Annotated in this window: 24 protein-coding genes; 7 read left to right on the top strand and 17 right to left on the bottom strand. The window is 49.5% G+C overall.

Annotated elements, in window-relative coordinates; translation table 11 throughout:
* Positions 1–18: 18 nt before the first annotated feature.
* A complete protein-coding gene (locus tag WH46_RS15210; protein ID WP_046227392.1) occupies positions 19–948 on the top strand; it encodes a phosphotransferase enzyme family protein in 930 nt (309 codons plus the stop codon).
* A 132-nt stretch (positions 949–1,080) separates the two neighbouring features.
* Here the strand turns inward: WH46_RS15210 and WH46_RS15205 are convergent, their stop codons facing one another.
* The 3 genes from WH46_RS15205 to WH46_RS15195 form a co-directional block, all read right to left on the bottom strand.
* The gene (locus tag WH46_RS15205) at positions 1,081–2,565 is read right to left on the bottom strand and encodes a DUF4179 domain-containing protein (protein ID WP_046227391.1); all 1,485 of its coding nucleotides are present in this window, start codon (positions 2,563–2,565) and stop codon (positions 1,081–1,083) included.
* A complete protein-coding gene (locus WH46_RS15200) occupies positions 2,552–3,085 on the bottom strand; it encodes a sigma-70 family RNA polymerase sigma factor (protein ID WP_046227390.1) in 534 nt (177 codons plus the stop codon). The genes WH46_RS15205 and WH46_RS15200 overlap by 14 nt, the downstream gene beginning before the upstream one ends.
* A 218-nt stretch (positions 3,086–3,303) precedes the next feature.
* The gene (locus tag WH46_RS15195) at positions 3,304–4,326 is read right to left on the bottom strand and encodes an SDR family oxidoreductase (protein ID WP_046227389.1); all 1,023 of its coding nucleotides are present in this window, start codon (positions 4,324–4,326) and stop codon (positions 3,304–3,306) included.
* 263 nt (positions 4,327–4,589) lie between these two features.
* On the opposite strand from WH46_RS15195, the gene WH46_RS15190 reads away from it, so the two are divergent.
* Positions 4,590–5,777: a hypothetical protein gene (locus tag WH46_RS15190; RefSeq protein WP_046227388.1), complete on the top strand. Its 1,188-nt coding sequence runs from the start codon at positions 4,590–4,592 to the stop codon at positions 5,775–5,777.
* 221 nt (positions 5,778–5,998) lie between these two features.
* On the opposite strand, the gene WH46_RS15185 is transcribed toward WH46_RS15190, so the two are convergent.
* The 3 genes from WH46_RS15185 to WH46_RS15170 all read right to left on the bottom strand — a co-directional run bounded on the left by WH46_RS15185 (position 5,999) and on the right by WH46_RS15170 (position 8,597).
* The gene (locus tag WH46_RS15185; protein WP_052714253.1) at positions 5,999–6,364 is read right to left on the bottom strand and encodes a DUF3139 domain-containing protein; all 366 of its coding nucleotides are present in this window, start codon (positions 6,362–6,364) and stop codon (positions 5,999–6,001) included.
* 359 nt (positions 6,365–6,723) lie between these two features.
* Positions 6,724–7,782 carry an LLM class flavin-dependent oxidoreductase gene (locus tag WH46_RS15175; protein ID WP_046227386.1) on the bottom strand — a complete coding sequence of 353 codons (1,059 nt, stop codon included), beginning with the start codon at positions 7,780–7,782 and terminating at the stop codon, positions 6,724–6,726.
* 473 nt (positions 7,783–8,255) lie between these two features.
* Positions 8,256–8,597: a zinc ribbon domain-containing protein YjdM gene (locus tag WH46_RS15170; RefSeq protein ID WP_017813347.1), complete on the bottom strand. Its 342-nt coding sequence runs from the start codon at positions 8,595–8,597 to the stop codon at positions 8,256–8,258.
* Between the two features lie 222 nt (positions 8,598–8,819).
* Here WH46_RS15170 and WH46_RS15165 point away from each other — a divergent pair, with 222 nt between their 5' ends.
* Both WH46_RS15165 and WH46_RS15160 read left to right on the top strand, forming a co-directional pair.
* Complete coding sequence (locus WH46_RS15165) at positions 8,820–9,758, top strand: prenyltransferase (RefSeq protein WP_046227385.1); 939 nt, start codon at positions 8,820–8,822, stop codon at positions 9,756–9,758.
* A gap of 181 nt (positions 9,759–9,939) precedes the next feature.
* Positions 9,940–10,704 (top strand): hypothetical protein, encoded by a 765-nt coding sequence (locus WH46_RS15160; RefSeq protein WP_046227384.1) that lies wholly within the window; start codon positions 9,940–9,942, stop codon positions 10,702–10,704.
* Here WH46_RS15160 and WH46_RS15155 read toward each other — a convergent pair.
* The 11 genes from WH46_RS15155 to WH46_RS15105 form a co-directional block, all read right to left on the bottom strand.
* Positions 10,643–11,602 carry a sensor histidine kinase gene (locus tag WH46_RS15155; protein WP_052714252.1) on the bottom strand — a complete coding sequence of 320 codons (960 nt, stop codon included), beginning with the start codon at positions 11,600–11,602 and terminating at the stop codon, positions 10,643–10,645. The genes WH46_RS15160 and WH46_RS15155 overlap by 62 nt on opposite strands.
* Complete coding sequence (locus tag WH46_RS15150; RefSeq protein ID WP_231584365.1) at positions 11,602–12,366, bottom strand: response regulator transcription factor; 765 nt, start codon at positions 12,364–12,366, stop codon at positions 11,602–11,604. The genes WH46_RS15155 and WH46_RS15150 overlap by 1 nt, the downstream gene beginning before the upstream one ends.
* The gene (locus WH46_RS15145; RefSeq protein ID WP_082208425.1) at positions 12,327–13,043 is read right to left on the bottom strand and encodes an ABC transporter permease; all 717 of its coding nucleotides are present in this window, start codon (positions 13,041–13,043) and stop codon (positions 12,327–12,329) included. Before WH46_RS15145 ends, WH46_RS15150 begins: the two co-directional genes overlap by 40 nt.
* Entirely contained in the window at positions 13,040–13,960 is a 921-nt protein-coding gene (locus WH46_RS23460) for an ATP-binding cassette domain-containing protein (protein ID WP_052714251.1), read from the bottom strand. The genes WH46_RS15145 and WH46_RS23460 overlap by 4 nt, the downstream gene beginning before the upstream one ends.
* Positions 13,954–14,619 (bottom strand): ABC transporter permease, encoded by a 666-nt coding sequence (locus WH46_RS15135; RefSeq protein ID WP_046227382.1) that lies wholly within the window; start codon positions 14,617–14,619, stop codon positions 13,954–13,956. The genes WH46_RS23460 and WH46_RS15135 overlap by 7 nt, the downstream gene beginning before the upstream one ends.
* Complete coding sequence (locus tag WH46_RS15130) at positions 14,619–15,383, bottom strand: lantibiotic immunity ABC transporter MutE/EpiE family permease subunit (RefSeq protein ID WP_046227381.1); 765 nt, start codon at positions 15,381–15,383, stop codon at positions 14,619–14,621. The genes WH46_RS15135 and WH46_RS15130 overlap by 1 nt, the downstream gene beginning before the upstream one ends.
* 1 nt (position 15,384) lies before the next feature.
* Positions 15,385–16,146: a lantibiotic immunity ABC transporter MutE/EpiE family permease subunit gene (locus WH46_RS15125; protein WP_046227380.1), complete on the bottom strand. Its 762-nt coding sequence runs from the start codon at positions 16,144–16,146 to the stop codon at positions 15,385–15,387.
* The gene (locus WH46_RS15120) at positions 16,143–16,886 is read right to left on the bottom strand and encodes a lantibiotic protection ABC transporter ATP-binding subunit (RefSeq protein ID WP_156172284.1); all 744 of its coding nucleotides are present in this window, start codon (positions 16,884–16,886) and stop codon (positions 16,143–16,145) included. Before WH46_RS15120 ends, WH46_RS15125 begins: the two co-directional genes overlap by 4 nt.
* 223 nt (positions 16,887–17,109) lie before the next feature.
* Complete coding sequence (locus tag WH46_RS15115; protein ID WP_231584364.1) at positions 17,110–18,315, bottom strand: amidohydrolase; 1,206 nt, start codon at positions 18,313–18,315, stop codon at positions 17,110–17,112.
* Positions 18,308–19,546 carry a Zn-dependent hydrolase gene (locus tag WH46_RS15110; RefSeq protein ID WP_046227378.1) on the bottom strand — a complete coding sequence of 413 codons (1,239 nt, stop codon included), beginning with the start codon at positions 19,544–19,546 and terminating at the stop codon, positions 18,308–18,310. The genes WH46_RS15115 and WH46_RS15110 overlap by 8 nt, the downstream gene beginning before the upstream one ends.
* Before the next feature lie 48 nt (positions 19,547–19,594).
* Positions 19,595–20,842, bottom strand: coding sequence for a hypothetical protein (locus WH46_RS15105; RefSeq protein ID WP_046227377.1), 1,248 nt, complete (start codon positions 20,840–20,842; stop codon positions 19,595–19,597).
* A 542-nt stretch (positions 20,843–21,384) separates the two neighbouring features.
* Here WH46_RS15105 and WH46_RS15100 point away from each other — a divergent pair.
* From WH46_RS15100 to WH46_RS15090, 3 genes are all read left to right on the top strand, one after another.
* A complete protein-coding gene (locus WH46_RS15100; RefSeq protein WP_231584363.1) occupies positions 21,385–23,040 on the top strand; it encodes a glycoside hydrolase in 1,656 nt (551 codons plus the stop codon).
* 218 nt (positions 23,041–23,258) lie between these two features.
* Complete coding sequence (locus WH46_RS15095) at positions 23,259–23,792, top strand: hypothetical protein (protein WP_046227376.1); 534 nt, start codon at positions 23,259–23,261, stop codon at positions 23,790–23,792.
* Between the two features lie 146 nt (positions 23,793–23,938).
* Positions 23,939–24,889, top strand: a complete 951-nt coding sequence (locus WH46_RS15090; protein WP_046227375.1) for a copper amine oxidase N-terminal domain-containing protein — start codon at positions 23,939–23,941, stop codon at positions 24,887–24,889.
* Positions 24,890–24,943 lie beyond the last annotated feature (54 nt).

Raw genomic sequence — 24,943 nt, 5'->3', positions numbered from 1 at the left:
TGACTAAAAGGAGAAGCAATGAACTCTCACCAACCCTTTCTCGATCTCAATCATGATGATATACTGCCGGTTTTAAGCCAGTATTCATTAGGCGTTATTCATTCCGTCAATCGGTCCGAACAAGGCAATACTTCACAAACACGGATTGTGCACTGCGCTGTAGGCATGTTTGTGTTACGACGTCTGAAGAACCGTAGCCAAGCTGAAATGGAAGTAGCTCTATCTGACATAATGGCTGAGTACCGTGTATGTCCACCTATTGTACGTACTATACACGGACAGCCTTTCACGGTTCATCAGAATAACTACTACAATGTGCAGCTGTATATCGAACCGTTGTCTTTGACACCAAATCCCATAGATTACGAACAAATTGGTGCAAAAACAGCTTTGTTCCATGCGATGACACGTTCGCTTAATCTATCAGTTCAGCCCGATCGTTTTTCATTAACTTCTGCGATAGATTTGCTGAATCTTAACTATCAATATCAGCAAATGGATGAGAAGGATCAGCAGATTATTCGTACACTTCAGTCCCATATAGCCCAATGCCTTCCTTATGAACATCCACCGATTCAGCATATCGGCTATATTCATGGAGATCTGGGAAAGTGGAATCTGGTCTTTGGCAAGAAAGAGACATTTCTGATCGATTGGGGAGAAGTGCGCCGGGGCGATCCTCACTTTGATATTGCCGCGCTGGTTACCTCTACGCTTGATCTTACACAGGAGACTCGGATTAATCAGGAGTATATCCGCTTGTTCAGACAGGGTTATCAGCGATATGGACAGATCAATAATGCTACGCTATTCGAGCACATCCAACTATGGACAGTACGAGGAATTACAGCTTTATTAATACAGCGTGGTCTACATAAAGCTGGACTTCGTACTGCAGAGCGCTTGCTGTATACCTTGCCTATTTACCGGAAGCTGTTAAATATATGAACAAAAAGTATAGCAAAAAGGCACAGAGAATAATTCTGCGCCTTTTTGCTATACAAAGATCAAGCAATTCATACAGTGTCCCTATCTTTTGGAGACTACTTCGTTGTTACCACATAGCTTCATAAGCAAACGCTACTTGGTAACTCGGGTAAGAGGAATCTCTCCCAGGTAACGCATATTGCTCACGTAATAACACAATCGATCACCCGGTTTCAGCTTCGTTTTGTCATACGTGATGAGATATTGTCCTGCATGAGCAGAGTCAGGAATGATCTGAGCCGGACGTCCTCTTGCTTCATGCATTTTCTGATCGCCATACCACAAGCTATAAGCGACCATATAGGCCTGATATGCTTCGCCTGGCTGTATGCGCAAAGTAATCTCATTGTCTGTAGACGTTCTCTCCATGATTTTTACTTTTCCGGTTGTTCCCATATCCAGTTCGATGGGATGATCATCAGTTGGCTCGTTCTTGATCGGAACCGGGTATTTGCGGGATATAGGCTCCAGGTTAAACGTATACGGGATCAGTGTGAGATCACCGGCATCATCAGGCAGACTGCTGTATTCCATATGTGGAGTGGCAGGCTCTCCCGAATCCGCCAAAGGATGGTACGGACGATTCAGCGCATCGAGCAGAATAAAATGAACCCCGCCTCCTTCATATCGATGATGCCACTTGTCAAACCCGTCGATCTTCAGGTCTATATAGGTTGTTGCCGGTGTGACGTCCGCTTCAACGGTTCCAACCGCTAGATTTTCGGATAGAGAAGCTTTCTTTTTCAGAATATACCTTGCAGTTTGAGCCTGCTTTTGTACATTTACATTATAAATAAACGGAGAATTTGGATTCTGTTTCAGACTGACCCGGATTTGCATATTCAATTGTGCAGGCATTTGAGAAAGCTCTATATCCGACGGCTCATTGGAAACAATCCCATCAGGCAGACCAAATAATACTTGGGGATCGAGATTCAAATACAGACGATATTGATCCGTACGTTCGCTATGATGTTGTGCCCGGATCCCCCCTTGTTCTTTGGCAGAGGCGGCTGACTTGCCATTAATGTAGATTTCCACGTCCTGAATAGGCTGTTTCTGCGCATCATGCTGCTGCTTCAGTTCAAGGTGTACTTTTCTGCCATCATATACGACAGATTCCATTGTCATCGTGACACCCTGCTGCTCTATACTCAGAGGATCTGGCTCGCTCTCCCGCTCATCGGCGGTAACCCAGCCCAGATGCGAGGTCAGCTGGTAGACAGCAGGTACGCCTGGCAATTGCTTGAGTGTATGGGCCATATCAGCCGAGAAATAACCGGAACCGAGTGTACCACCTATACCGATCAGCATCGCGGCCGCTGTCATGCCATAACGCATCATCCGGCGGGACTTGCGCTTGACGACAGGCTGTACCTCCATCGTGTCCGGAACAGCTGCTGCTTGTTCCTCCTGGGGATCTCGGGACAGATTCTCCCGGATACCTTGTCCTGTCTGCCCCTGTTCGATAGCGTCATACACGAGCTGGAGGCGAGACTGTATATCCGGTGGAATCGAATCATTCTCTGTCTGCTCCGCACCACTGCGCAGCCATTCGTCCAGCTTATCGTTTTTCATGGGTATGCCCCCCTTCTTCCTGATCTTCGATCCAGCGGGATAATAGTTTGCGTGTCCGGTGGAGCCGGGTTTTGGCCGTACTTTCCGAAATATCCAGAATCTCGGCCACCTGCCTCAGCGGAATATCCTGAAAATAATGCAGAATAATCAGCTGCCGCTTGTCCTCTTCCAGCTGATCCACTACCTGACGGATATCGACTGAATCGTAGGCAGTGTGAGGCGGAGTAGACTGCCTGATTTCGGAAAAAGGAATAATCTGCTTGCGCTTGCGCAGGGTTAGATTGCATTGATTGATCAGAATGCGAATCACCCATGTCTCAAAAAAATGACTTTCCCGCAGCTGGGGCAATGCTTCATACGCGCTAATAATCGTCTCCTGCATTACATCTACAATATCTTCCTGGCGTTTGACCATGGCATGTGCGATTCGGTACAGTCGTCCTTCCATATGCTTCATTAATTGGAGAAATGCACGATGGTCACCATTTCTGGCATGCTCGACTTGCTGTTGTATATTCAATAGGAGATTCACCTTCTTTGCTATCGACTGGACTGCTGTGGACTGTCTATCAAAAGTAAAACAGCCTAAAATCACACAATTAGATAAATGGACTACCTAAAAGGTTACATCCTTTGGCAAAAAAAATCAGTCTGCTTGATATCGTCACAAAAAACAGCAGTCCACTTGATCGTGAACTGCTGCCCATACTTATATTTGCGGCTGTTTTACTTGCAGCTTTATTTCCCGCTTTTGATCTGTGCTGCCGCCTGATCCAGTGCATCGATCACACGGTCGCACCAGGCATCGAACTCGGGATCTTCCTGCTGCAGTTCCGGATGATCCAGAATATGCTGCACGGTACGACGGATACCCTGATCTACGCGAATCGTAGCCACGAATTCCGGCACCAGACGCTTCAGCTTGGTATTGTCGAATACGACGGTATTGGCCTTGTCTCCGAGCAGGCTGCCCCGGTAATCTTCCGGACTGCAAGCATCGAGGAACTCGGACGCCACATGTACTGCATTCAGGCGTACACCTACTACACTGGCGATCACCTCATGAATCTGATTCCAGGTGACGGATTCGTCGGATGTAATATGCACCGACTCTCCGAGCGCATGGATATTGCCCATCAGTCCGATGAATCCTTTGGCAAAGTCTTCACTGTGTGTGAGTGTCCACAGCGATGTACCATCTCCATGAATAATGACCGGTTTGTTGTCCAGCATCCGGCGAACGACCTGCCAGCTTCCTTTGCTGCCATGCACACCCAGTGGAATGGAGCGTTCACTGTACGTATGGCTCGGGCGCACAATCGTGATCGGGAAGCCCTGCTCCCGGTATTGCTTCATCAGATAGTCTTCACAGGCAATCTTGTTGCGCGAGTATTCCCAGAATGGATTCGCCAGCGGCGTACCTTCCGTAATCCGATAATCCGACGGCGGCGATTGATACGCCGAAGCCGAGCTGATAAAGATAAACTGTTTGGCCTTGCCGTTGAACAGCCGGTAATCCCGCTCCAGATGCTCTGGCACAAAGGCGATAAAGTCAGCGACCACATCGAATTCCAGGTCGGCGATCAGACCGGCCACCTTTTCCTCATCATTGATATCGGCTTGCAGTATATGTGCATTCTCCGGCAGATTATCATTACGACTGCCCCGGTTGAGCAAATACAATTCATGTCCCTGTTCCAGCAGCTGACGCGTAATCGCATCGCTGATCGTTCCTGTTCCTCCAATAAATAGCGCTTTCATAAATACACCCCCGCAGATAAAATTGAATGTTCATCACTCTGCTCTATACGATAGCATGCAGCTTGTTCCTTTACAAATTGCTTCCGTATTCATTGACCTGTATCCGTATGCAAACTAGCAGGACAAACTGCTCCAAGACTCCTAACAACGCCGATATCATCTATTCAGAAAATAATTCTTCACCTTCCATTATTTATGGTTCAAAAGGGTTATTTTTCTTTATTAAATGTGGAACGCATAATCTCTCAAAAGGGGCGAATAGAATGAAAAGAAAGTCTCGGTTAACGGTTCTTCTCCTGCTCTGCCTGGCACTGGCGATTTCTCCTGCAATCGCTTTCAAAACGGCGGATGCAGCACGTCCTACAACAGCGACACCAGCCGCAGATCTGCGCGCGACCATGGCCAAAGTATATGGCGAGCACAGCTATATGATGGTTATCGCGATGCAAAAGCAGTTCAACCAGTCCAAGGATCTGCCGCAGGCTATGGCAGCTCTGAACGCTAACACCAACAGTATCGCAGCACTTCTGTCCAGTACTTACACGGATGCCGCAGCATCCAAGATCAAGGATCAGTGGAAAAGACATATTCAATACTTTATGGACTATGTGACTGCGACGCGCGATAACAATGCAGATGCCCGCAAAGCTGCTCAAGCCGGCATGAACAGCAGCACAAATGCCATGGTCACTGCCATGAACACACAGAATCCGAATATTAATGAGACCAAGCTGCTCAAAAATCTGCAGGCTCATGATACGTATCTGCTACAGTCCTTTACATCCTATGCAGAGGGCAAATATGGAACGACCTACTCGGCAGCACATAGTGCCTATGCACGTGCTACGATGATCGGGGCTTCCATGGCGACAGATATTGCCGAGCGTTATCCATCCCGTTACAAACGCAGCACGACTCAGACCGAAGCTGCTTATTTCCGTCAGCAGGTCGGTGAAGCTCTTGGCGAACATGCCATTCTGTCCGTACTGATGCTGCAAAAAGGCAATGACAATGCACCGGATCTGGCCAGTGTCAAAGCCGCTCTGGACCGCAACACCCAGGCACTGACCAATACTCACCAGCGTCTGTTCGGCTCCAATGCCGCAGCCACATTCAACAGTCTCTGGAATCGTCATATCCGTGACTACCAGGACTACATGACAGCTACCATGAATAACGATCAGGCTGGACGCGCTGCTGCCAAAAAAGATCTTGGCAAGTTTGTCGCCGAGCTGACCGCTTTCCAGACTGGCCGTCTGCCGCTGAACAAAACCAAAACGTATCAGGCGAACGCGATGCACGGTGCTCATGTGATCACTGCTTTTGATTCCTATCATGCAGGTGGTTATGCCAAATCGTATGAAGCACTGCGTACCGGCTACAATCATATGTGGATGACTGGCAATACGCTGTCTGAAGCCATTGTGAAGAAGTATCCTTCCAAGTTCTAACTATACAGATAAAGCCTGGTCTTCCTTGAGAGGATCAGGCTTTTTGCGTTGACGGGCTGAACTAATGGTGTCCACTCTCCACCGGAACAACAGTATCTAATCCGGTTCACGCTGGAAATCCATGAATGGGATATTGGAAATAATCCTCTTCCGACTTATCTGTCGTCTTTTGTGCGGTTTTTCTGTGCAGCATTTTGTCCCTTACATCCTATAGCACCTGCTTAAAAGTTATCAGGATGCTCGGAGTGGATATACTTCTGCTTGAAATCATAGATTGCAGGAGCCTGACTATACTGCACGACTTTTCCTTCTTCAATTTTGTAAAAATACATGGCATTGGGCTCCCCGCGAAACATCACCATAGTCGACATAACCGGGGCTTTACTAATACCCGATGTTTCTATTTCGGCGATTTGCGACTCTTTGTAGCCTCTCTCCTGTACAAGGTAGGTCATTACTTTGTTGGTCATTCGATCCTGAATAATCGATAAGGTGATCGTGAATACAGACCAGATAGCAGCGATGGTCAGAAGCAGCATTCCCAAGGCTTTGATATTCTTTATAATCATACTCTTGTCGATGTTCATAGCCAGCTCATCCTTTCAGATCGATATGTAAAACCTACATGCTCGCTTGCATAAGTTGTTGGCTGCTTATACTCTCATTATATTATTTTACAAATATTTTCCAATATAAAAGATCTATAAAAGAATCGGATACAGGAATACCAAAAAGAACCGGAACAGCTTGTTCAGCATCCGGTTCTTTGGGCAGATTATAGTATAGCGATAGTCCGCTATTGATTTGGTTGTCTGTTAATTTGTCATTCATATTATGGCACTGCAGATCCTGCATCAAACCGTAACATGCCATTTCACCTTAATGATTATGAAGGCGTCTGAGCATAGATGAGTCTAGAAGTGAAATCGATTGGATGCCGGCTTTATTACTCGCCATTTTCTGCTTCCCAGCGGGCTACTTCTTCACGTACCCGTGGAGCGACTTCTTTGCCTAGCAGTTCAACAGCGCGTAGCACATCGTCATGATTGGACATGGTGCCGACCGGTGTATGCAGCATGAAGCGGGTGATGCCTACTTGTTTGCGCAGGTTAATAATCTTGGTGGCTACGGTCTCCGGGTCGCCTACATAGAGGGCGCCTTCCAGACTGCGGGCAGCGTCAAAGCTGGCACGTGTATACGGTCCCCAGCCGCGCTCGCGTCCCAGTACATTCATGCTCGCCTGGGTAGACGGGAAGAATTTATCGGCCGCCATCTCGGTGGTATCCGCGATAAAGCCATGCGAGTGGGAAGCGACGCTCAGCTTGGAAGCATCATGTCCAGCATGAGCAGCGGCTTTGTAATACAGCTCTACGAGCGGAGCAAACTGCACCGGACGACCGCCGATAATCGCCAGTACAAGCGGCAGTCCAAGTAGACCTGCACGCACAACCGATTCCGTATTGCCACCGCTGCCGATCCAGACCGGTAGCGGATCTTGAACCGGACGCGGATAGATACCCAGATTGTTGATGGCCGGACGATGACCACCTTCCCAGGTGACTTTCTCCGAATCACGAATCTTCAGCAGCAGTTCCAGCTTCTCGTCGAACAGGGCATCATAATCATCCAGATCATAACCGAATAGTGGGAAAGATTCGATAAAGGAGCCACGACCTGCCATGATCTCTGCTCGTCCGTTGGAGATCGCATCCAGTGTAGCGAATTCCTGAAATACACGTACCGGGTCCGCCGAAGACAATACGGTTACTGCACTGGTCAGGCGAATGCGTTCGGTCTGTGAAGCCGCTGCGGCGAGAATGACAGCTGGAGCGGATGCTGCATAATCGACACGGTGATGCTCACCTACGCCAAAGATATCCAGTCCTACTTTATCTGCGAGTACGATCTCGTCTACGACCTGACGAATACGCTCGGCGTGGCTGATTGTCTTTCCTGTCTCTATATCCGGTGTGGTCTCTACAAATGTACTGATTCCGATTTCCATGATTATATCCTCCTATTGGGTGGGCTTTGCTATGTTAGCAAGCCATCGTTTGCTGTTTTCAGCAAGCCGCCGTTTGCTGTTATAACATCACGTTATATACTGTCGTATCGTTGTTGGGTTTGATATATTTATTGTGCTTATTATTGACCGTACGGAGTATACTGCATACTTGGCAAGCAGTATTCCAAAAATATCTTTAAATCAAAATATTATATTATCTTTATTTAAAACTATTTTCTGGTATATTGCAAGTATTATGTAATAATCGCTGTTTCTTTCGCCAAGCTGTTCTTTTCGCTAATAAGATGGAATACGCTCCTGTTATTATAGACAGCATCTGTACAATGTCACCCCGCTATGTGGTCCTGCTGTGTATTCTTTCTGCTATGAACATCCTTATTGTGTACTGGTATGGGAAGTTATGTAAGAAAAAGACACAGCCGCGTATCTGCACTGTGTCTTTAAAGGACATATTAATTCTTTTTTACAAATTCCGATTTGAGCTTCATGGCACCGAATCCGTCGATTTTGCAGTCGATGTTATGGTCGCCGTCCACCAGACGGATACTTTTGACGCGGGTACCGATTTTGAGCACAGAGGAACTGCCTTTGACCTTGAGATCCTTGATCACCGTTACAGCATCGCCATCCTGCAAAATATTCCCGTTGGCATCCCGTACCACGAGTGCATCTTCCGTGCTGTCCACATCTTCACCCGGTGTCCATTCGTGGGCACACTCCGGGCAGATCAGCAGATTGCCATCCTCATACGTATACGCGGAATTGCATTCCGGGCAGTTCGGTAAATCCGTCATACCTTCACTTCTCCATTTCGTTGTCAGATTTGTCTATTTTCCCACAGTAAGGTGCGGCTGACAATGTTTTGAGTATTCTTTTTGCGATGTATGGTTCCACGGTTGTCTGGCTGTGTAGTATATAGTAGCCTACGACATCGAACCATTATAGCCGCATCGCTCTCTTGCGCTGCGGTCGTTACATAGAATGACCTATCCGTGTGATACCCTGAAGGAGTGAATATGTTGAGCGATTCGATTCTGCGCGCTTTTACACTGAAGAACAGCCTCAAACTGCTGCGTCCGGCGGCGGTACTCTGTTCCAGTGTGGCGATTATTTTCTCCGGCGTGTTCCCGCTGGCTGTCTATTATGAACTGTCGGTCTCCTCGCTTGTGACAACTTCGTTGCTGCTGCTGATTGGCTGTATTCTGATCCATGGTGTACTGACCCATGCGCTGAACGATTACGCCGATTATCTGTCCGGGACCGATCAGCTCAGTCCGGCTATGCTATCCGGCGGCAGCCGGGTGATTCAGGAAGGACGCATTTCTCCCGCTGCCCTGCACCGATTTGGTATCGGCCTTACGATTGTGCTTGTAGCAGCTGCAGCGATCATTGCCTTGTTCGGTCATTACGCACTGGCCGCCCTGCTGCTCATCGGAATATGGGGTGCGGTCTCCTATTCGCTGCCTCCGCTGCGTTTCAGTTATGCTCCTCTGGCTGGAGAATGGCTGAGCACATTCCCGTCCACCTTTTTCCTGGGACTTGGCGGTGCCTGGCTGATGCTCGGTACATTCCCGCAGTGGGCCGTACAGAATGCGCTGATTAATGCGCTTTACTGCGTGGCATGGGTTATGGTGCACCATATCCCGGATGTGGACGCTGATCGGCAGGCTACTCCGGTCAAACGCACCAGTGTCGTCTGGGCAGCAGACCGGTGGGGAATCGGCTACAGCAGGCTGCCTGCACTGGTCTATCTGGGACTGATCGCGCTCTGTGTCATCTGGTTACTGGGAACAGGACGATTATGGGGAGGCGCCGGTATCGCTGTAATGGTCGCTCTATCGGTGTACTGGATCTGCCGGATGGATGTACGCGATCCGGAGCAGGTTACGAACTGCGAGAAAAAGCTGCTGCTGCTCGCTGTAGGTGGAGCGGTATGGCTGGGGATTTTCATTTGAATACGGGATTGCAAATTAACAGGGACTTGCTGCCTGCTCAAGGCATTCAGCAAGTCCTTTGCTGTGGCGTAGAACGTTATCTGTATATTTTAACTAACAATATATTTCTATTATGTAAATATTATGTTCATTTATTCTGTTACAATGGACAACAGCTCTTAATCGAAAGGAGTACATATCATTGAAGAAGCCATTCGTCAGCCTTGTATTAGCTGGAGTTCTGCTGCTGTCAGGATGCAGCACAAATGAAACCCGTGTAGTCAGTCCCACTACAGAAGCACTTACCGATACTCAAATAGATACTGTGTCTTCGCATCCAGTAAAACACCGGCTTATCGGAGCTTCTCCGAACAAAGAAGTGAAGCTCTATGCCCTTCAGGAAAGCAAAGGTACCGTTACACGCATACTGCTGGACATTCAGGGCAAGCAAAAAGCATGGAACTGGGAAGCTATCGATACTGGTACCCCTCTGCAGGTTATGTATACCGATCTGACTGGCGATCAGCAGGAGGAAGCAGTAATTATGATCAATACCGGACGAGGGACTGAGCTGGATACGTATGATATTCATGTGATCCGGACATCGGATCTGACAGAAATTCCAGTACCCGACGCTGTCCAAGTCGCCGAGCAGGAGACCAATTCGACGATCCAGAAACAAGGTGACCGGCTAAATATTACAGTAGATATCCACGGTAAGAAATACACAGTTACTTATCCGGCAGAAGACGATGCTTACTTTGATCCGCTAAGATATGGATCGATCAGCATCTATTCGATTCACAATCATCAATTGTCTGCTACGGTGAGCGGTAATTACCATATTGCTATGTTTGCAGGTGATGTGAAGATTACGTATCGTTACGACTCAGCAAGTCAACGATTTAAACCTGACCAACTGAAGTTTGTTGCTCTTTCACCAGATCCCTTTCCAGACAGAACTTAAACGAAGTCCGAACATAAGGCGTACTCTCCACCCGAATATGACCATGCTGCTTCTCCACCAGCTTTTTGGTGATCGCTAGCCCCAGACCACTTCCGGCAGGTGACTGGCGGCTGGCAGTCGCTCGGTACAGCCTGTCGAACAGTAGAGGAAGCTCGGATGCGGGTATACCTTCTCCCGTATCCCATACTTCTACCCATGCTTGGTTTCCTTCTGTCCACAACCGGATACCGTGCCGCCCTGCGCCTCCGTGCCCGTACCGGATCGTATTGGAGATCAGATTGGACAGGATACGTTCCACACTGACCGGGTCAGCATAAACCAGAACGGGGGCAGCGGGTAATTCCAGCTCGGGCGGTATGCCCCATTTCTCAAACTGATCGATTACCTGTACAATACATTCCTCAATCTTGGCAGTCAGATTAACCTGCTGAAAGTGAATCTGGATATCCCCGGATTCCAGCCGGGTCCATTCGAAGAAGTTCCCGAGCAACTGGGTCAGTGCCCTTGCTTTATCAAAAATAATATCCCTGTATTTCCCCGACAGTTCCGGGTCCTGGACCACTCTCGGGTTTTTCAGCATTTCGGCATACCCGGACAGGGAAGTTAGCGGCGTCCTCAAATCATGAGCGATATGGGTCATGACCTGTCGCTGCGTTTTCTCCAGCTGCAGCGCCTGATTATGGAACAGATAGATTCGGTCCCGCAGCAGATTGAGCTGTCCGGCGAGCCGATTGATCACCGGAATCCGGCTGCGGATATGCAAATAGGCAGGCTGCGGATCATACTGCAGCCTGTCCAGCATCTGTACCATCTGCCGCAGCTGACGGTGAATGGTTCCTATGTAAATGGCAAGCGCCACACCGACCACACTGACGATCACCAGCAGGATATCGGTCATTATTCCTCCTCCTCATTCCCTCCGAGACGATAGCCGATTCCCCAGACAGTCTGAACATATACCGGGGAAGACGCTTTGTCTTCGATCTTCGTACGCAGCCGCCGGATATGCACCATTACCGTATTCTCATCTACATCAGAAGAATACGGCTCTTCCCAGACCGATTCGAAGATCTGGGATTTGGTAAATACGCGCTGCGGCTGCGACATCAGTAGTTGCAAAATGGCAAATTCTTTGGCAGTCAGTGTCCGGTGCTCTCCCCGGATCCGCACCTGATACGTACTGCCGTCAAGCTCCAGCTCTTTGTATTTCCATATTTTGTGGGCGGGCTGCTCGGATTCACTGTAGTAAAAGTATCTGCGCAGCTGCGCTTTGACCCGGGCCAACAGTTCACCAAGCAGAAAAGGCTTGGTCAGATAGTCGTCCGCTCCCCCGGCCAATCCGGCGATTTTGTCGATCTCGGCATCCTTGGCAGACAGAAGCAGCACCGGGATTTTCTTCTTTTCCCGGATGCGCCGCAGCACTTCCAGTCCATCCAGACCCGGCAGCATAATATCCAGAATCACCAGATCGTAATCGCATGCTTCAAATTCCCGAATAGCCTCCAACCCGTTATGTACTTGGATCACGCCATAATTTTCTCCGAGCAGCGTCTGGGCAATCAGATCGCATATTTCGATATCATCCTCAACGATCATAATCCGAGCCAGTGTCATCGGTTTGTTCATCTCCTCTGTAATCTCCTGTACATCCATCCGCCCCATACCAGACACATCACTCCCAGCACTGCATAGATCACCAGTGGATAAGCCTGATCCGGCCATGTTCCTTTTCCTGTTCCGTGCAGATAAATGGAAGGAACCAGCCACGGATAGTATATGATCTGGTCCGGCATCCTGATAATCAGTACCAGCCCGAGCAGGAACTGTCCCAGCAGCACGATGGTCAGATACAGCGATGTCCGGCTAATCAGAGCCAGTACAGCGCCATATGCCGAGAAGCCGGCGTAGATTATCCACGAGACGACTAGATCTTTGATAAACCAGCTGCACAGCGCCGCTGCCGACACAGGAACATCCAGCGCCCACAGTCCAATTACCAGCGTAATCAGCTCTGATCCAAATAGGAGCATACCAATGAGCAGCAGGCTGGTGAAGATTTTGGCAGTATACCATTCTCCCCAATGAAAAGGGTACGTCTTGTGCAGGCTCAGCATCCCGTGATCCTGATCCCGTGTAAACAAATAACCCGCCAAAAAAGTAAAAAAAGTCGGCCGGAACCACAAATTCATATAAGTCTGATCCATCAGATGCTGCCAACTTCCGCTGTCTGCTTTGAGCAGCGTAATGAGCAGCTGCAGCACCAATAACAGGATCATCAGCCATAGCACTACGGAGCGTCTAAATAAAAGAAGTTCCCTGTAAATGAGTGTCAGCATCATGATCCTCCAGCATTTGAAATAAGTCCGCCTTTACCGGAACCGTAGCTCAGCTCGTACACCTCAATCTGCTCAGTAATGAGCATCCGGTTGATGGCGCCCGCCTGATCCAGCTGCTCATAGACGAGAATAACCGATGGCTCGGTCACCCGGTAATGATAGATACCCATACGCTGTTCCAGCAACAGGCTGGCTCTCTGATCATCGCTCACTCTCAGAATTAGATGATCTTTGATTTTGCTGTGATATACGGTGCCTGGTAGTTCTTCGGTCAGTCGCCCCTGCGCCATCAGTCCGACTGTCGTCACACAGGCAGGTACATCCTGCAGCTGGGATGCTGTCATGATTACGGTCATCTGGTAAATTTCACACCATTCCCGCATAATATGTATCGTTTGTGCACGTACTTCAGGTGCTAACCCGCTCAGAGGCTCATCCAGCAGCAGCAGTTCCGGTCGGTGCAGCAGTGCTCTCGCAATTGCACAGCCGCGTGCCGCTTCTGCCGGAATCCGGCCGGCACGCTGATGGGCATACTTCTCCAGCTCCAGCATGGTCAGTATCTCCCGCGAAGCCCTTTTGTCAGGAACGCCCATCATACGGCGGTGAAGCTCCAGATTCTCATACATCGTTAGATTCGGGACAAAGGATAACGGTTCGCACATGACACCAATCCTGTTTTTCCACACATAATCGGAATGAATATTGATACCGCCAAACCATTCCAGCTTGCCGGATAGCGGTACAAGATCACCGGCCAGCCCGCGCAGCAGCGTTCGCTTGCCGCTACCCTTTTCACCCAGAATGACATAAAATGCTCCCCTCGGCACGTCCATATTGAGCCGCTCTACCCGGATAGCGGAGCCGCCGGCCGACAGGCAGAGATGATCTGCATGTATGATTCTATCAAGAGGATCTACCATCGTCTCTGTCTCCTTACAAACCATAATCCTCCCCCCAGCCAGAACAGCAGACCTACACCCGCCAGCAGAACGGCGGTTAGCAGCAGCTGCAGTCCCGTCGGGTCTATCACTCCATACCCGGTCAGCGTGCGCCAGGCGGTAGCTCCAATGATACCAACCACTCCCACAATCACGGTCACTGTACGTCCGAACGCGGCTGCGAGCAACAGCAGTGCCAGACTGTAGGGCATAAAAAATAAGGCAAGTCCTGTCCAGCTGCCAATCCAGAAGCTGGCGGCCGAACCGACAGCGGCAGGCATCAGACTGAGCAGAAGCAGGCAGACCAGGAACAAGCCGTTGGTCAATACCATCATTACCAGCAGAGCCGCTCCTTTGAGCATATAAAGGTGAAATACGGATAAGGGTCTGACCAGCAGACCCTTCCACTGCTCCATATGCATTATCGTACCAGCAATTAGCGCACAAAAAATGGGCAACCACAGATTAAACCATACCAGCAGACCATTATCGATCATCGCTTCGATCTGCAATCCACCCTGAGACCTGCTGTACGCCTGCCAGGCACAGATCAGGGGAATCACTACCGGTGCACCGACGACCATCCACGGAATAAAGGTATGGCGATATTTCAGCAATTCGGATCTAATGCGGTTGATCATCAGCCTGCCTCCCTTCGCTGAAACCAGAATGCAGCCAGAGCCGCCAGCAGCAACAGACTGCAGACAGCTGTTGGCAGTACCATCTGCAGCGTCTGAACTGCATCCCCGTCAGACAGGGAATGCTCCATCGCAAAGTAGGCCGAATAGGCTGCCCGTACCGCCCATGTCCACGGAAGAGCAATCCACATCCCGTTACCGATATGCGTTGTCCCGATAATCGCTGCAATCAGAATACCGATGCTGCCAAAACCTACCGCCACAGGCCAGTCGAACTTGACAGCCAGCCACAAAGAAGCAGCCAGAATCGGCAGCGAAGCGATCCATCCGGTCAGAATCGCTCCAGACAAAGCCAGCGAACCAGCCAGGGAAAATGGAATATTCAGCAGCCCCATGCAGATATGCAGCAGAACCAGCAGCCAGACCGTGCTCAGCAGCGTCTGCATGATCAAAACAAGCAGCTTGCTCATATACAGCCGCCAGGGAGCTATCGCATGGGAGCGCAGCGCCCGCCAACGCTCCGCCTGAATATCCAGGTGGGCGGCCAGACCCGCGATCAGTCCCCAGATCAATACAATCAATGCACCGTACCATATATCTCCTACAGTATCAAAAAGATTTAAATAAATCCATTTATTAGAACTATCTCGCAGCGGATAGCCATACATGAGGATAATACCCGCAATCGCACACGGGGTCAGCCAGAGAATCCATGGTATCGCTGTGCGTCGATATTTTACCCATTCCGATCGGATACCCTGCCACACGTTACCCAACCTCTTTTCGGCTGAAAATAAATGCGCCCAGCCCAGCAAAGATCGCACATTCTGCCAGACTGCCGAATACACTGCCCCAGACGAGTGTCGCCTGATTCGTAACAGCCTGCACATCCAGCGACATGCCATTAGTCTGGAAGCTCAGAGTCATGCCCAGTGCCCGGATCGGCAGCATCCATGGATAATAGTCCATTCCAGTCACGCCGCTGCTTAACATAATGGAAAGGAACAGCCCAATCAGACCGGCAATCACTGTCCAGCCAAACGACAGCAGATGGGCAAGTAGCAGCATAATCGCCAGCTGGCTCAGCGCACATAGCCAGGACAGTCCCAATGCATAGAGCAGTGTATTCCACGGCAAAGCACCGTCCAGATTCCATCTACAGAAGACGACCAGTCCGGCTGCCAGCAGCAGGCAGGCAACGAATACCTGCACAGACAGGACAGCCAGCTTGGATAAGTACAGACCTGCTTTACGAACCGGATGAATCTGAAGCAGCTTCGGCGATCCCGATTTCCTTTCATAGGAAACAGACAGGGCCGTAATCAGAATAATGCCAAAAGGCAGACCGATCACCGACCACCAGTTATACACATTCATCAGCGCTCGCGACCAGTCGGTGAATCCAGGTGCAATAAAGTTGAAAGCCAACTGCATAATGGCAAAAATCAGCGGTCCGGCAGCAATCAACCAGAGAGTGAGCGTTCGGCGGTACTTGATGAATTCGGAGCCCAGATAAGAGATCATATTCATCGATACATCCCCTCCAGTGATCCGCTACGGCCTGCGGCATAATGCATAAAGATTTCTTCCAGATCTTCCTGATTGCCATGCTGCTGCATCAGATCATCCAGCGTACCCTGATACTGCATCTCGCCCCGGCTGATAATGCCCACATCATGCACAATCTGGGCGACTTCACTCAGAATATGGCTGGACAGAATCACTGTAATCCCCTGTCCGGTAAAGGAATGAATCAGCTCTCTCATCTCCCGAATGCCCATCGGATCGAGTCCATTGGTCGGCTCATCGAGAATAAGCAGATCCGGCTGATTGAGCAGCGCCGAAGCGATCCCGAGCCGCTGCTTCATACCGAGCGAATAAGCAGCGGCCCTTTTCTTGGGCAGGGTCTGGTGCAAACCGACGATTTCCAGCACCTCATCGATCCGGCTCTCCGGCAAACCGAGCAGACGCTGATGAACCTGCAGATTCTCTCTACCGGTCAAATGTCCATACAAAGCAGGAGCTTCGATCAAAGCCCCTACCCGTGCCAGTGATTGTCTGCTCCATGGCTCGTCAAATAAACGGATACTGCCGGAAGACGGATGAAGCAATCCGACCAGCAGCTTCATCAATGTCGTCTTGCCGGCTCCGTTCGCGCCTAGAAGTCCATATACTCTTCCTTTACTAACTTTGAGATTGACGTTGGAAAGTGCCGTTTGCTTGCCATAGGTTTTGGTCAAATTTTGCGTTTCTATAATCCATTCCATCATACAGCCTCCTTGTTCTATTCATCGTTACCTTCATGATATAGAACAAATCTTAACCGGCATTGAAGCAAGTCTTACGAATTCCTTACATCGCTGCATGAATAGTCATAGAATCAGGCAACAATAAAAACAGACTCCCTATCAGTTTATCTGTCAGCTAGTCAAACAATAAAAAGGCCGTCCCCCTAATTAGGAACGGCCTGCCTATCATGTAGTATTTCCACAATCACCGATTTAAATACGCCCATGCATACTGCGCATACAGCTCTGCTCCAGTCGCCAGGGCATCTTCATCAATATTGAACTTCCCATGATGATGCGCCCACTGTGTATCCTTGTCGGCATTGCCGCTGCCGACCAGTGCAAAGCTACCAGGTACCTCATCCAGATAAAAGCTGAAGTCCTCGCCGCCCATTGTCGGTTCTTCTTCATACAACACCTGTTCTCCAAAGGCCGCAGCAGCAACCTGTTGGACCAGCCGTGCACTGCTTTCTTCATTAATGACGGCCTGGGTGCCGCGTACGTAATCCAGCTGAGCCTTAGCTCCATACAGTGCAGCTACCTGATCGGCATAATGCTGCAACTGCTGCTCGATATGATCGCGGGTCGCCGGGTCAAAGCAGCGCACCGTGCCTTCGATCACGGCATGTTCGGCGATGATATTAAACCTTGTACCTACTGTCATTTTCCCTACCGTTACCACTGCAGGGTGTCTTGGCGCTACCGTACGGGAGACAATCGACTGCACATTCATGACAAAGGAAGAAGCCACAATCGCCGTATCAATACAATCCTGCGGCATCGCTCCATGTCCGCCACGTCCCTGGAATGTCACGGTGAACAGATCCGCCGAAGCAAAGGATGGACCCGGACTACAAGCTACCGTATGGGTAGGCATCTGCGACCAGATATGAATGCCGAATACATTATCCACGCCTTCTACCGCTCCTTGGCGTACCATCTCGCGCGCACCTTGGGCAACCTCTTCTGCCGGTTGGAAAATGAGTCTCACCGTACCGGGCAGTTCTGCTTTGATCTCATTCAGCGCCCGCGCAGCCACAAGCAGCATAGAGGTATGGGCATCATGTCCGCAGGCGTGCATTTTACCTTCTTCCTGCGAAGCATAGGGTAGCTGCTTATCGATCTGCTCGACCGATAGCGCATCCATATCGGCTCGCAGGGCTACAGTTTTGCCCGGCTTGCCGCCCTGAATCTCCGCGATGACTCCAGTCGGTGTCGTCTTGCGATAGCGGATGCCTAGTTCATCCAGATAACTGCAGACGAATGCGGTTGTGTTGACTTCTTCCCAGGATAGCTCGGGCTGGCTGTGCAGATGGCGGCGCAGCCGGATCAGTTCCTCACCGGAAGCGGCTATGCTTTCCTTGATTCGGGCGTTCAAAATATCGGTTGGCAAGGTCTGTACTTCACTCATGATCGTCCACCTCCGTCAGCGATTTGATCGTTTCGTAGAAAATCTGCACTGCTCTCGCAATATCCGCTGCATCCGACCATTCCTCCGGGCAGTGGCTAAGACCGTTACGGCTCGGAATGAACAGCATCCCTACGTCGGTCATATCCGCGAACACCATCGCATCATGACCGGCGCCGCTGTTGATCGGGCAGTGGGTGATACCCAGCTGTTCACTGTTTTCCCGGAGCAGGGAGCGGATATGTTCGTTCATCGCTTTGGGTTTCATATATAGCTGCTGCTGCACCGATACGGTGATTCCTTCTCTTATATAGGAAGCAGCCAGTTCTTCTGTCCGGCGGATCAGAGTCTGTACATTTTCTTCACGTCCGGAGCGCAGATCCACGGTAAATACCACTTTGTCCGGGATCACATTGGCGCCGCCCGGCCACACATTCAGCTTGCCTGTTGTAATAACCGATCCATCCCCGGTTTCTACGGCAATACCCGGCAGTGCGGCGATTATACCAGCTGCGGCGACCAGTGCATCTGCACGCCGATCCATAGGTGTCGTACCGGCATGTCCTGCCTGACCCTGCACGGTAATCTCCAGCTGGGCCAGTCCGACAATCGCTTCGACGATACCGATAGGGATACCTTTCTCCTCCAGAATCGGTCCCTGCTCAATATGCAGTTCAAGAAAGGCACGAATCGTACGCGGATCACGGATTCTCGGGAGCGAAGTATCCAGTCCGGCCTGCTCCATCGCCTGAATCGTGGTGATTCCATCCTTGTCCTGCAGCTCGCTGAATGCTTGTTCACTCAGAATACCCAGCATGGCGCGTGAGCCCATGAGACCACCGGCGAACCGGGCACCCTCCTCTTCGACCATGGCGATGACTTCGAGCGGATAGACTGGCTGGATCTGATTTTCCTGAAACAGGGCGGCCACTTCCAGACCTGCTACCACGCCAGCCGGACCATCGTAACTGCCACCATGAGGCACCGAATCAAAATGCGATCCGACCATTACAGCCGGAGCATCTGCCTGTGTACCTTCCAGCCTGCCAAAAATATTGCCGACTCCATCTTCTCTTACTGTCAGTCCATAACGGGTCATCTGCGCCTTGATATATTCCCTGGCCTGCATATCCTGCGAACTGTACGTAAGCCTCGTCGTTCCCTGACCCGGTGTAGCTGTATATGCACTTAGTGCCTCAATATGTTCCTCGATCCGCTGCTGAAGCTGCTTCATGGTGATTCCCTCCTTGAATTGATCTGCTTTCTCCCGGATTGATCTGTTTTACAAAAGTTCTACGAAAATCCCTGCCAGGACTACAGACACAATCGTGACGGTGATAAATCCGCCTACCAGCATCGGCGGCAGCATCCGGCTGGTCAGCATTTCGCGTTCCTGCTCGTCTTCTGTCAGTGATTTTATCACTTCCGACGTGATGATGTAATCCGCCGGGAATCCGTATAACGCCGTGAGCGAGACGGAAAAGGCCATTTCCTTGCTTACTTTGAGCAGTCTTCCGATCAACATGGAGAACACATACATACCGATGACCCCGATCACAATAGTTCCGATCAGTTGCGGCAGAATCTGCACCATCATCTGCGGAGTCGCCTGCTTGAGTCCGTCGAAGATAAACAGCATCAGACCAAGGATGGCAAAGCCGAATCCATTCGCCTTTTGCAGTGCCTGTTTCTCCAGGAAGCCTGTACTCGCTCCGATGATACCGAACAGCAGACAAAGCACAAACGGACTGATGCTCACCCATGGACTGAACAGTGTAGAGACCAGATAGGCTAGATAAGCTACCAGTGCCAGACGGAAGAATTTGAAAAACTCTGTATTGTACTGTGCAGGCAGCCAGCGGAACATCCGCAATTCGGATTGCGCTTTGGACGAAGATGCTGATTGTCCACTAGTGGCAGTCGCAGCAGACTCTCCTTTGGCTTGTGCATTTGCTGCATGGCTTGTTGTATTTTTTTCGGGAAGCTGACCACTGCGATACTGCTGTAATAATCGTCTTCCTTCTTTTTTCAGCATCACAGAGGTGAGCGGATATCCGGCAAAACCCTGCATTACGTAAATAACGATAGCAAATACCGACAGCGAAGCTAGTCCAGCTGCTTTGGCACCATCGGACATAATAACAGCCGATACCACGCCACCCACGAGCGGCGGAATCGCTACCAGCATCGTCTGGTAATCGAAAATAAACGTACCGATCGCGAACAGGAAAATGACAATACCAAGCACACCCGACAGCGCGATAATAATTGTTTTCCACTGCTGCTTGAGCTCACGAATCGATAACAGCGTACCCATATTGGTGATCAGCAGATACATCAGCATCGTCGCCACGGTAGACGGGATGCCCGCAATCGCTACAATTTCTTTTGGGAAAAACGTCCAATATCCGATCAGGAACAGAATGGCGCTAATAAAGACCGAAGGAATCCATGCCTTCGTACGCACCGACACTGCGTCACCTACAAACAAAATGAAAACCACCAGTACCAGAGCCAATAACTGTGACATTCCATTCCCTCCCTGTTGTGCTGTTGTATGGAATTACTATGTATCCTGCCCGTTTCTTTGATGTACGGCTTAGCTTCGCTGCCTCCCCTGCTGTGTTTTGGGCAATATTAATTGTTGAATATAGTACAGTTCACTGGATCAGTCAACCGAATTAATGCTTTAAAAGGATAAAATAATAAAAAGCCGATGCGACGGTTTGGGATTCCGTTGCATCGGTCTGTTGTTAGCGGCGGATAGAGTGCTAGTAATCAAACTATCCTATAACGCATCACTTATCTCTTCATATTTTTTGATAGCTATATGATATTTTTGTTTCTCTACCACCCTTTATTTCTCCAAGTATAATACGTACTACCCCGGTATACTCCACCGTCACTACCTTGTTTTCAGAAGATTGCTTTCAAAATGGGATTCCTAAAAAATCTGTAATTGGGTATACTTAACATATTGTAAGCGTATACAATACATTTGTAACGGTATCTTCGCTTTATTTGCCGTTATATAGTGCCACTCTAATTCACCTATTCGAAGGAGGAATCGTAATGAGAAATGTTCACGGTAACAAAGCACGCTTTTTACCAAGGCTTGGCGCATTATCCCTGTCTGTCATGCTGTTCTCCGGTATGGCATCCAGTGCCGGAGCAGCCGGAAGTGACACTACCGAATCTACCATCGCCCAAAAGCCTGCACAGACCGGTGTACAACAGATTACTATCAATGGGCAGCAACGGTATCAGGAAATCGATGGATTCGGTGCATCCGGTGCGTGGAGTATTGATCATATCGGCTCCGAATGGTCGGAAAAGAACAAAAACAAAGTCGCTGACCTGCTCTTCTCCCAGGATAAAGGGATCGGCCTGTCGATCTGGCGCTTTAATATTGGTGCAGGCAGCGTAGACACCGATCAGGATATTATCAGCGATCCATGGCGACGGGCAGAGAGCTTCAAGTCCGGCGAAGACAAGCCCTATGACTGGTCCAAGCAAGCCGGGCAGCAGTGGTTCCTGCAAGCAGCCAAAAAACGTGGCGTGGAAGAAACCGTCGCTTTTGTCAACAGTCCGCCGGTATGGATGACCAAAAATGGACACGGTCAGCCGGACCCATCGGTAGGCAGCACCAACCTCAAAGAAGACTATATTGATGATTATGCCGTCTTCCTCGCGGATGTAATGGAACATTTCCACAAGCAAAAGCTGGGCTTTGACTATATCAGTCCGATTAACGAACCAACCTGGGACTGGAACCGTGCCGGACAGGAAGGTAACCGCTACAATATCGAAGATATCAAAAAAGTACTGATTGCCCTCGACAAAGAACTGCACAAGCGCGGTATCGATACTGAAGTGGACGCAATCGAAGCGGTTGAATACCTGTCCCTGCTGGATAACGACATGTACGCTACATATACCGGCAAAGCAGGCAGTACGTATACGAGCGGCAACGCCGGCGGTGCCTTTGAAGGCAAATACAGTGAATATATCAAAGAAATGCTCGGCGATCCGCAAATTGCCGGCATCATCGGCAACAAGATGAGTGCCCACTCCTACTGGTCTGACGAAGCCAAGCCGGGAGACGACCGCCTGGTTCGCCTGCGCGAGCTGGTACGGGAAAATCTCAACCGGTATGTGCAGGACGCCAAATTCTGGATGTCCGAATATTGCATCCTCGGCGACCGTGGCCCGGGACGCGATCTGACAATGGATACTGCGCTGGATGTAGCCAAAGTCATTCACTACGATATGGTAACAACCCAGGCTTCTGCATGGCAGTGGTGGCTTGCCGTATCCAAGGAAGATTACAAGGACGGCCTCGTCTATACCGATTACAAAAATCCGGGTGACACCCAGTCCATTATCGAATCCAAAACGCTGTGGGCACTCGGCAATTACAGCAAATTTGTCCGCCCGGGTGCACAGCGAATCGACCTGCAGGGTGCCAATGATCCGAACGGCCTGATGGGATCGGCATATTATCATACTGGAGACAAACAGCTGTCCGTCGTCTTCGTCAACAGCAGCGATGAAGCCAAAACGATCCATCTGGATGTCACCAACCTGCCAGGCGGCAAGGACGTGAAGCAGTTCAAGCCGTATCTCACCTCCGACCATGCCGATCTGAAAAAGCAGTCCACTGTCTCGGTGAAAAAAGACATTACCATTCCGGCACGTTCCCTGATGACGCTGGTAGGGAAAAACTAAACACCGGATAACCCCCATCCCAACTGTTTGATTACACCATCAAAACCGAGCGGTATAACAACGATGCGCTTCCTATGTATCGTATCGTTCTATCCACCAGAAATGTTAAAAGCGAAGTCATCTGTATAATGGATGACTTCGCTTTTTTTGGGGAGCAGCAGATATGCGATGTTAATAATTAGATAAAATGCATACTTTTTACTAGAATATACGTCAATATGCTTAGAAAGGATGTGTTCATCATACACAAAATAACACTTACCCTTGCGGCTTTCACACTGACTGCCAGCTTATTATCTGCTTGTAATCAAGAAACCGCAGTACCAGCTACGCCTACGCCTGCTCCTGCTAATACTCCAGCCTCTTCTAAACAAGATGCTACTGCTGCAGAACAAACGGCAGCAACAGCTCCAAGTACAGATGAGATGGATTGGAGTCAAATTAAAGATCCTCTGATCGACAAGGCCATGAAGGCCAAGTTGAAAGCAGCAATTGATGCGATCGTAGCCAAAGATGTTGACCAATTTCATGAGGCGATCGGGCAGGACCTGGGAACCGCACATGATTATTTGCTAAATAACACCATGAAGTTTACCCATCTTGATACTGCATATGAAGAAAGAGGACGTATTCTCGTCCCTGCTGCCGGTGAGATGCAGCTTCCCGGAGATCAAGAAGTGAATGAGTCAAGTTATACGTTTTATTTTGAAAAAGATCAACAAGGCGATTGGCAAATTGTATCGATTGATTAAGCCGGTTCATCCCAATAACAAGCTGGAAAAATCTTATGAGAAACATCGTAGCACTACTGTCGCAACAACCAAAAGCATTCCCAACGATACCTTTTGAAAATACTTATCTTTTGAATAACTAATCCAGACCAAGGAGCATCCAAATCATGCAGAACAAATATATTTCGACCGTAGTTCTGGGAGCCATGATAGCTGGCACCCTGATAACATCTCCATGGGATCATCCAACCTACGCCGCCGAGACAACTATCCAGATCCAGGGAGAACACGGCACGATTCCATCGGACGTAGCTCCATATATTCTGAATGGCGTTACGATGGTGCCGATCAATGTTGTAAGCAAACTGGGAAGCAACCATACGTATATATCGTGGAATAATACCAGTAAAACAGTAAGCATCACGGCTCCAGGTCAAAAGATCACACTTCAACTTCATCAGAATTATGCTATGCAAAATGGAGCCCGGATCGAGTTGGCACAGCCTGTCACTTTAAAAGACGGTATCGTTATGGTTCCGCTCCGCTTTGTTGGCGAATCTATCGGTGAGAAGGTAACCTGGGATGCAGTGAATCGGATCGTATATATTGGTGAAGCCAGCTCGTCACCGGTTGATCCTGCGGAGACTTCTGCTGATTCGGCCCTTCAGATCCTGTCCAAACAAAGAGCGAAAGTGATATATGATCTACCCAGAACCGAATTGCCAACAGAACTGCCTACAGTAGGGATGCAGACGGTAACCCACTATTTCCCGATAGGACAAGCCAATGTATTTTTCGAAGCCATGCCTGATCGCATCAGCTATTATGAAGTGAAAAATAATAAAGCCACAGAAATATGGTCAGCCAACTATAGCGGCGAATCATCTGCTGGCAGCAAAGGATTACCATTTGTTCCATCGCAAATCACGAAAGAAATAGGCAAAAGACCATCCATTACTACTACCGTCGCCTACTATCAATATAGCGCATCCGTATCCGATCTACGTTATGGCTTGATCGATACCGAAGGTAATGACACCGAACTAAGCCATACCGACCCTGCACAAACCAAAGAACGATTTCCTGTAGATCAAAAAGAACTGGCAAAGGTGCAATGATCTGTCGAACAGATAAATATCCGAATAAAAGCACGGAGGGTTTGTCGTACCCCA

Source organism: Paenibacillus dauci, from assembly GCF_000971985.1.
Lineage (GTDB): Bacteria > Bacillota > Bacilli > Paenibacillales > Paenibacillaceae > Saccharibacillus > Saccharibacillus dauci.
The sequence above is the reverse complement of the archived record's forward strand: the minus strand, read 5'-3'. Positions and strand labels throughout refer to the sequence as shown.

What these genes read in the sequence shown, in the direction of transcription:
- WH46_RS15210 (WP_046227392.1), top strand. Translation starts at nt 19, where the DNA reads ATGAACTCTCACCAACCCTTTCTCGATCTCAATCATGATGATATACTG.
- WH46_RS15205 (WP_046227391.1), bottom strand. Translation starts at nt 2,565, where the DNA reads ATGAAAAACGATAAGCTGGACGAATGGCTGCGCAGTGGTGCGGAGCAG.
- WH46_RS15195 (WP_046227389.1), bottom strand. Translation starts at nt 4,326, where the DNA reads ATGAAAGCGCTATTTATTGGAGGAACAGGAACGATCAGCGATGCGATT.
- WH46_RS15190 (WP_046227388.1), top strand. Translation starts at nt 4,590, where the DNA reads ATGAAAAGAAAGTCTCGGTTAACGGTTCTTCTCCTGCTCTGCCTGGCA.
- WH46_RS15185 (WP_052714253.1), bottom strand. Translation starts at nt 6,364, where the DNA reads ATGAACATCGACAAGAGTATGATTATAAAGAATATCAAAGCCTTGGGA.
- WH46_RS15175 (WP_046227386.1), bottom strand. Translation starts at nt 7,782, where the DNA reads ATGGAAATCGGAATCAGTACATTTGTAGAGACCACACCGGATATAGAG.
- WH46_RS15170 (WP_017813347.1), bottom strand. Translation starts at nt 8,597, where the DNA reads ATGACGGATTTACCGAACTGCCCGGAATGCAATTCCGCGTATACGTAT.
- WH46_RS15165 (WP_046227385.1), top strand. Translation starts at nt 8,820, where the DNA reads ATGTTGAGCGATTCGATTCTGCGCGCTTTTACACTGAAGAACAGCCTC.
- WH46_RS15155 (WP_052714252.1), bottom strand. Translation starts at nt 11,602, where the DNA reads ATGACCGATATCCTGCTGGTGATCGTCAGTGTGGTCGGTGTGGCGCTT.
- WH46_RS15150 (WP_231584365.1), bottom strand. Translation starts at nt 12,366, where the DNA reads ATGGGGCGGATGGATGTACAGGAGATTACAGAGGAGATGAACAAACCG.
- WH46_RS15145 (WP_082208425.1), bottom strand. Translation starts at nt 13,043, where the DNA reads ATGATGCTGACACTCATTTACAGGGAACTTCTTTTATTTAGACGCTCC.
- WH46_RS23460 (WP_052714251.1), bottom strand. Translation starts at nt 13,960, where the DNA reads ATGGTAGATCCTCTTGATAGAATCATACATGCAGATCATCTCTGCCTG.
- WH46_RS15135 (WP_046227382.1), bottom strand. Translation starts at nt 14,619, where the DNA reads ATGATCAACCGCATTAGATCCGAATTGCTGAAATATCGCCATACCTTT.
- WH46_RS15125 (WP_046227380.1), bottom strand. Translation starts at nt 16,146, where the DNA reads ATGAATATGATCTCTTATCTGGGCTCCGAATTCATCAAGTACCGCCGA.
- WH46_RS15120 (WP_156172284.1), bottom strand. Translation starts at nt 16,886, where the DNA reads ATGATGGAATGGATTATAGAAACGCAAAATTTGACCAAAACCTATGGC.
- WH46_RS15115 (WP_231584364.1), bottom strand. Translation starts at nt 18,315, where the DNA reads ATGAGTGAAGTACAGACCTTGCCAACCGATATTTTGAACGCCCGAATC.
- WH46_RS15110 (WP_046227378.1), bottom strand. Translation starts at nt 19,546, where the DNA reads ATGAAGCAGCTTCAGCAGCGGATCGAGGAACATATTGAGGCACTAAGT.
- WH46_RS15105 (WP_046227377.1), bottom strand. Translation starts at nt 20,842, where the DNA reads ATGTCACAGTTATTGGCTCTGGTACTGGTGGTTTTCATTTTGTTTGTA.
- WH46_RS15100 (WP_231584363.1), top strand. Translation starts at nt 21,385, where the DNA reads ATGAGAAATGTTCACGGTAACAAAGCACGCTTTTTACCAAGGCTTGGC.
- WH46_RS15095 (WP_046227376.1), top strand. Translation starts at nt 23,259, where the DNA reads ATGCTTAGAAAGGATGTGTTCATCATACACAAAATAACACTTACCCTT.
- WH46_RS15090 (WP_046227375.1), top strand. Translation starts at nt 23,939, where the DNA reads ATGCAGAACAAATATATTTCGACCGTAGTTCTGGGAGCCATGATAGCT.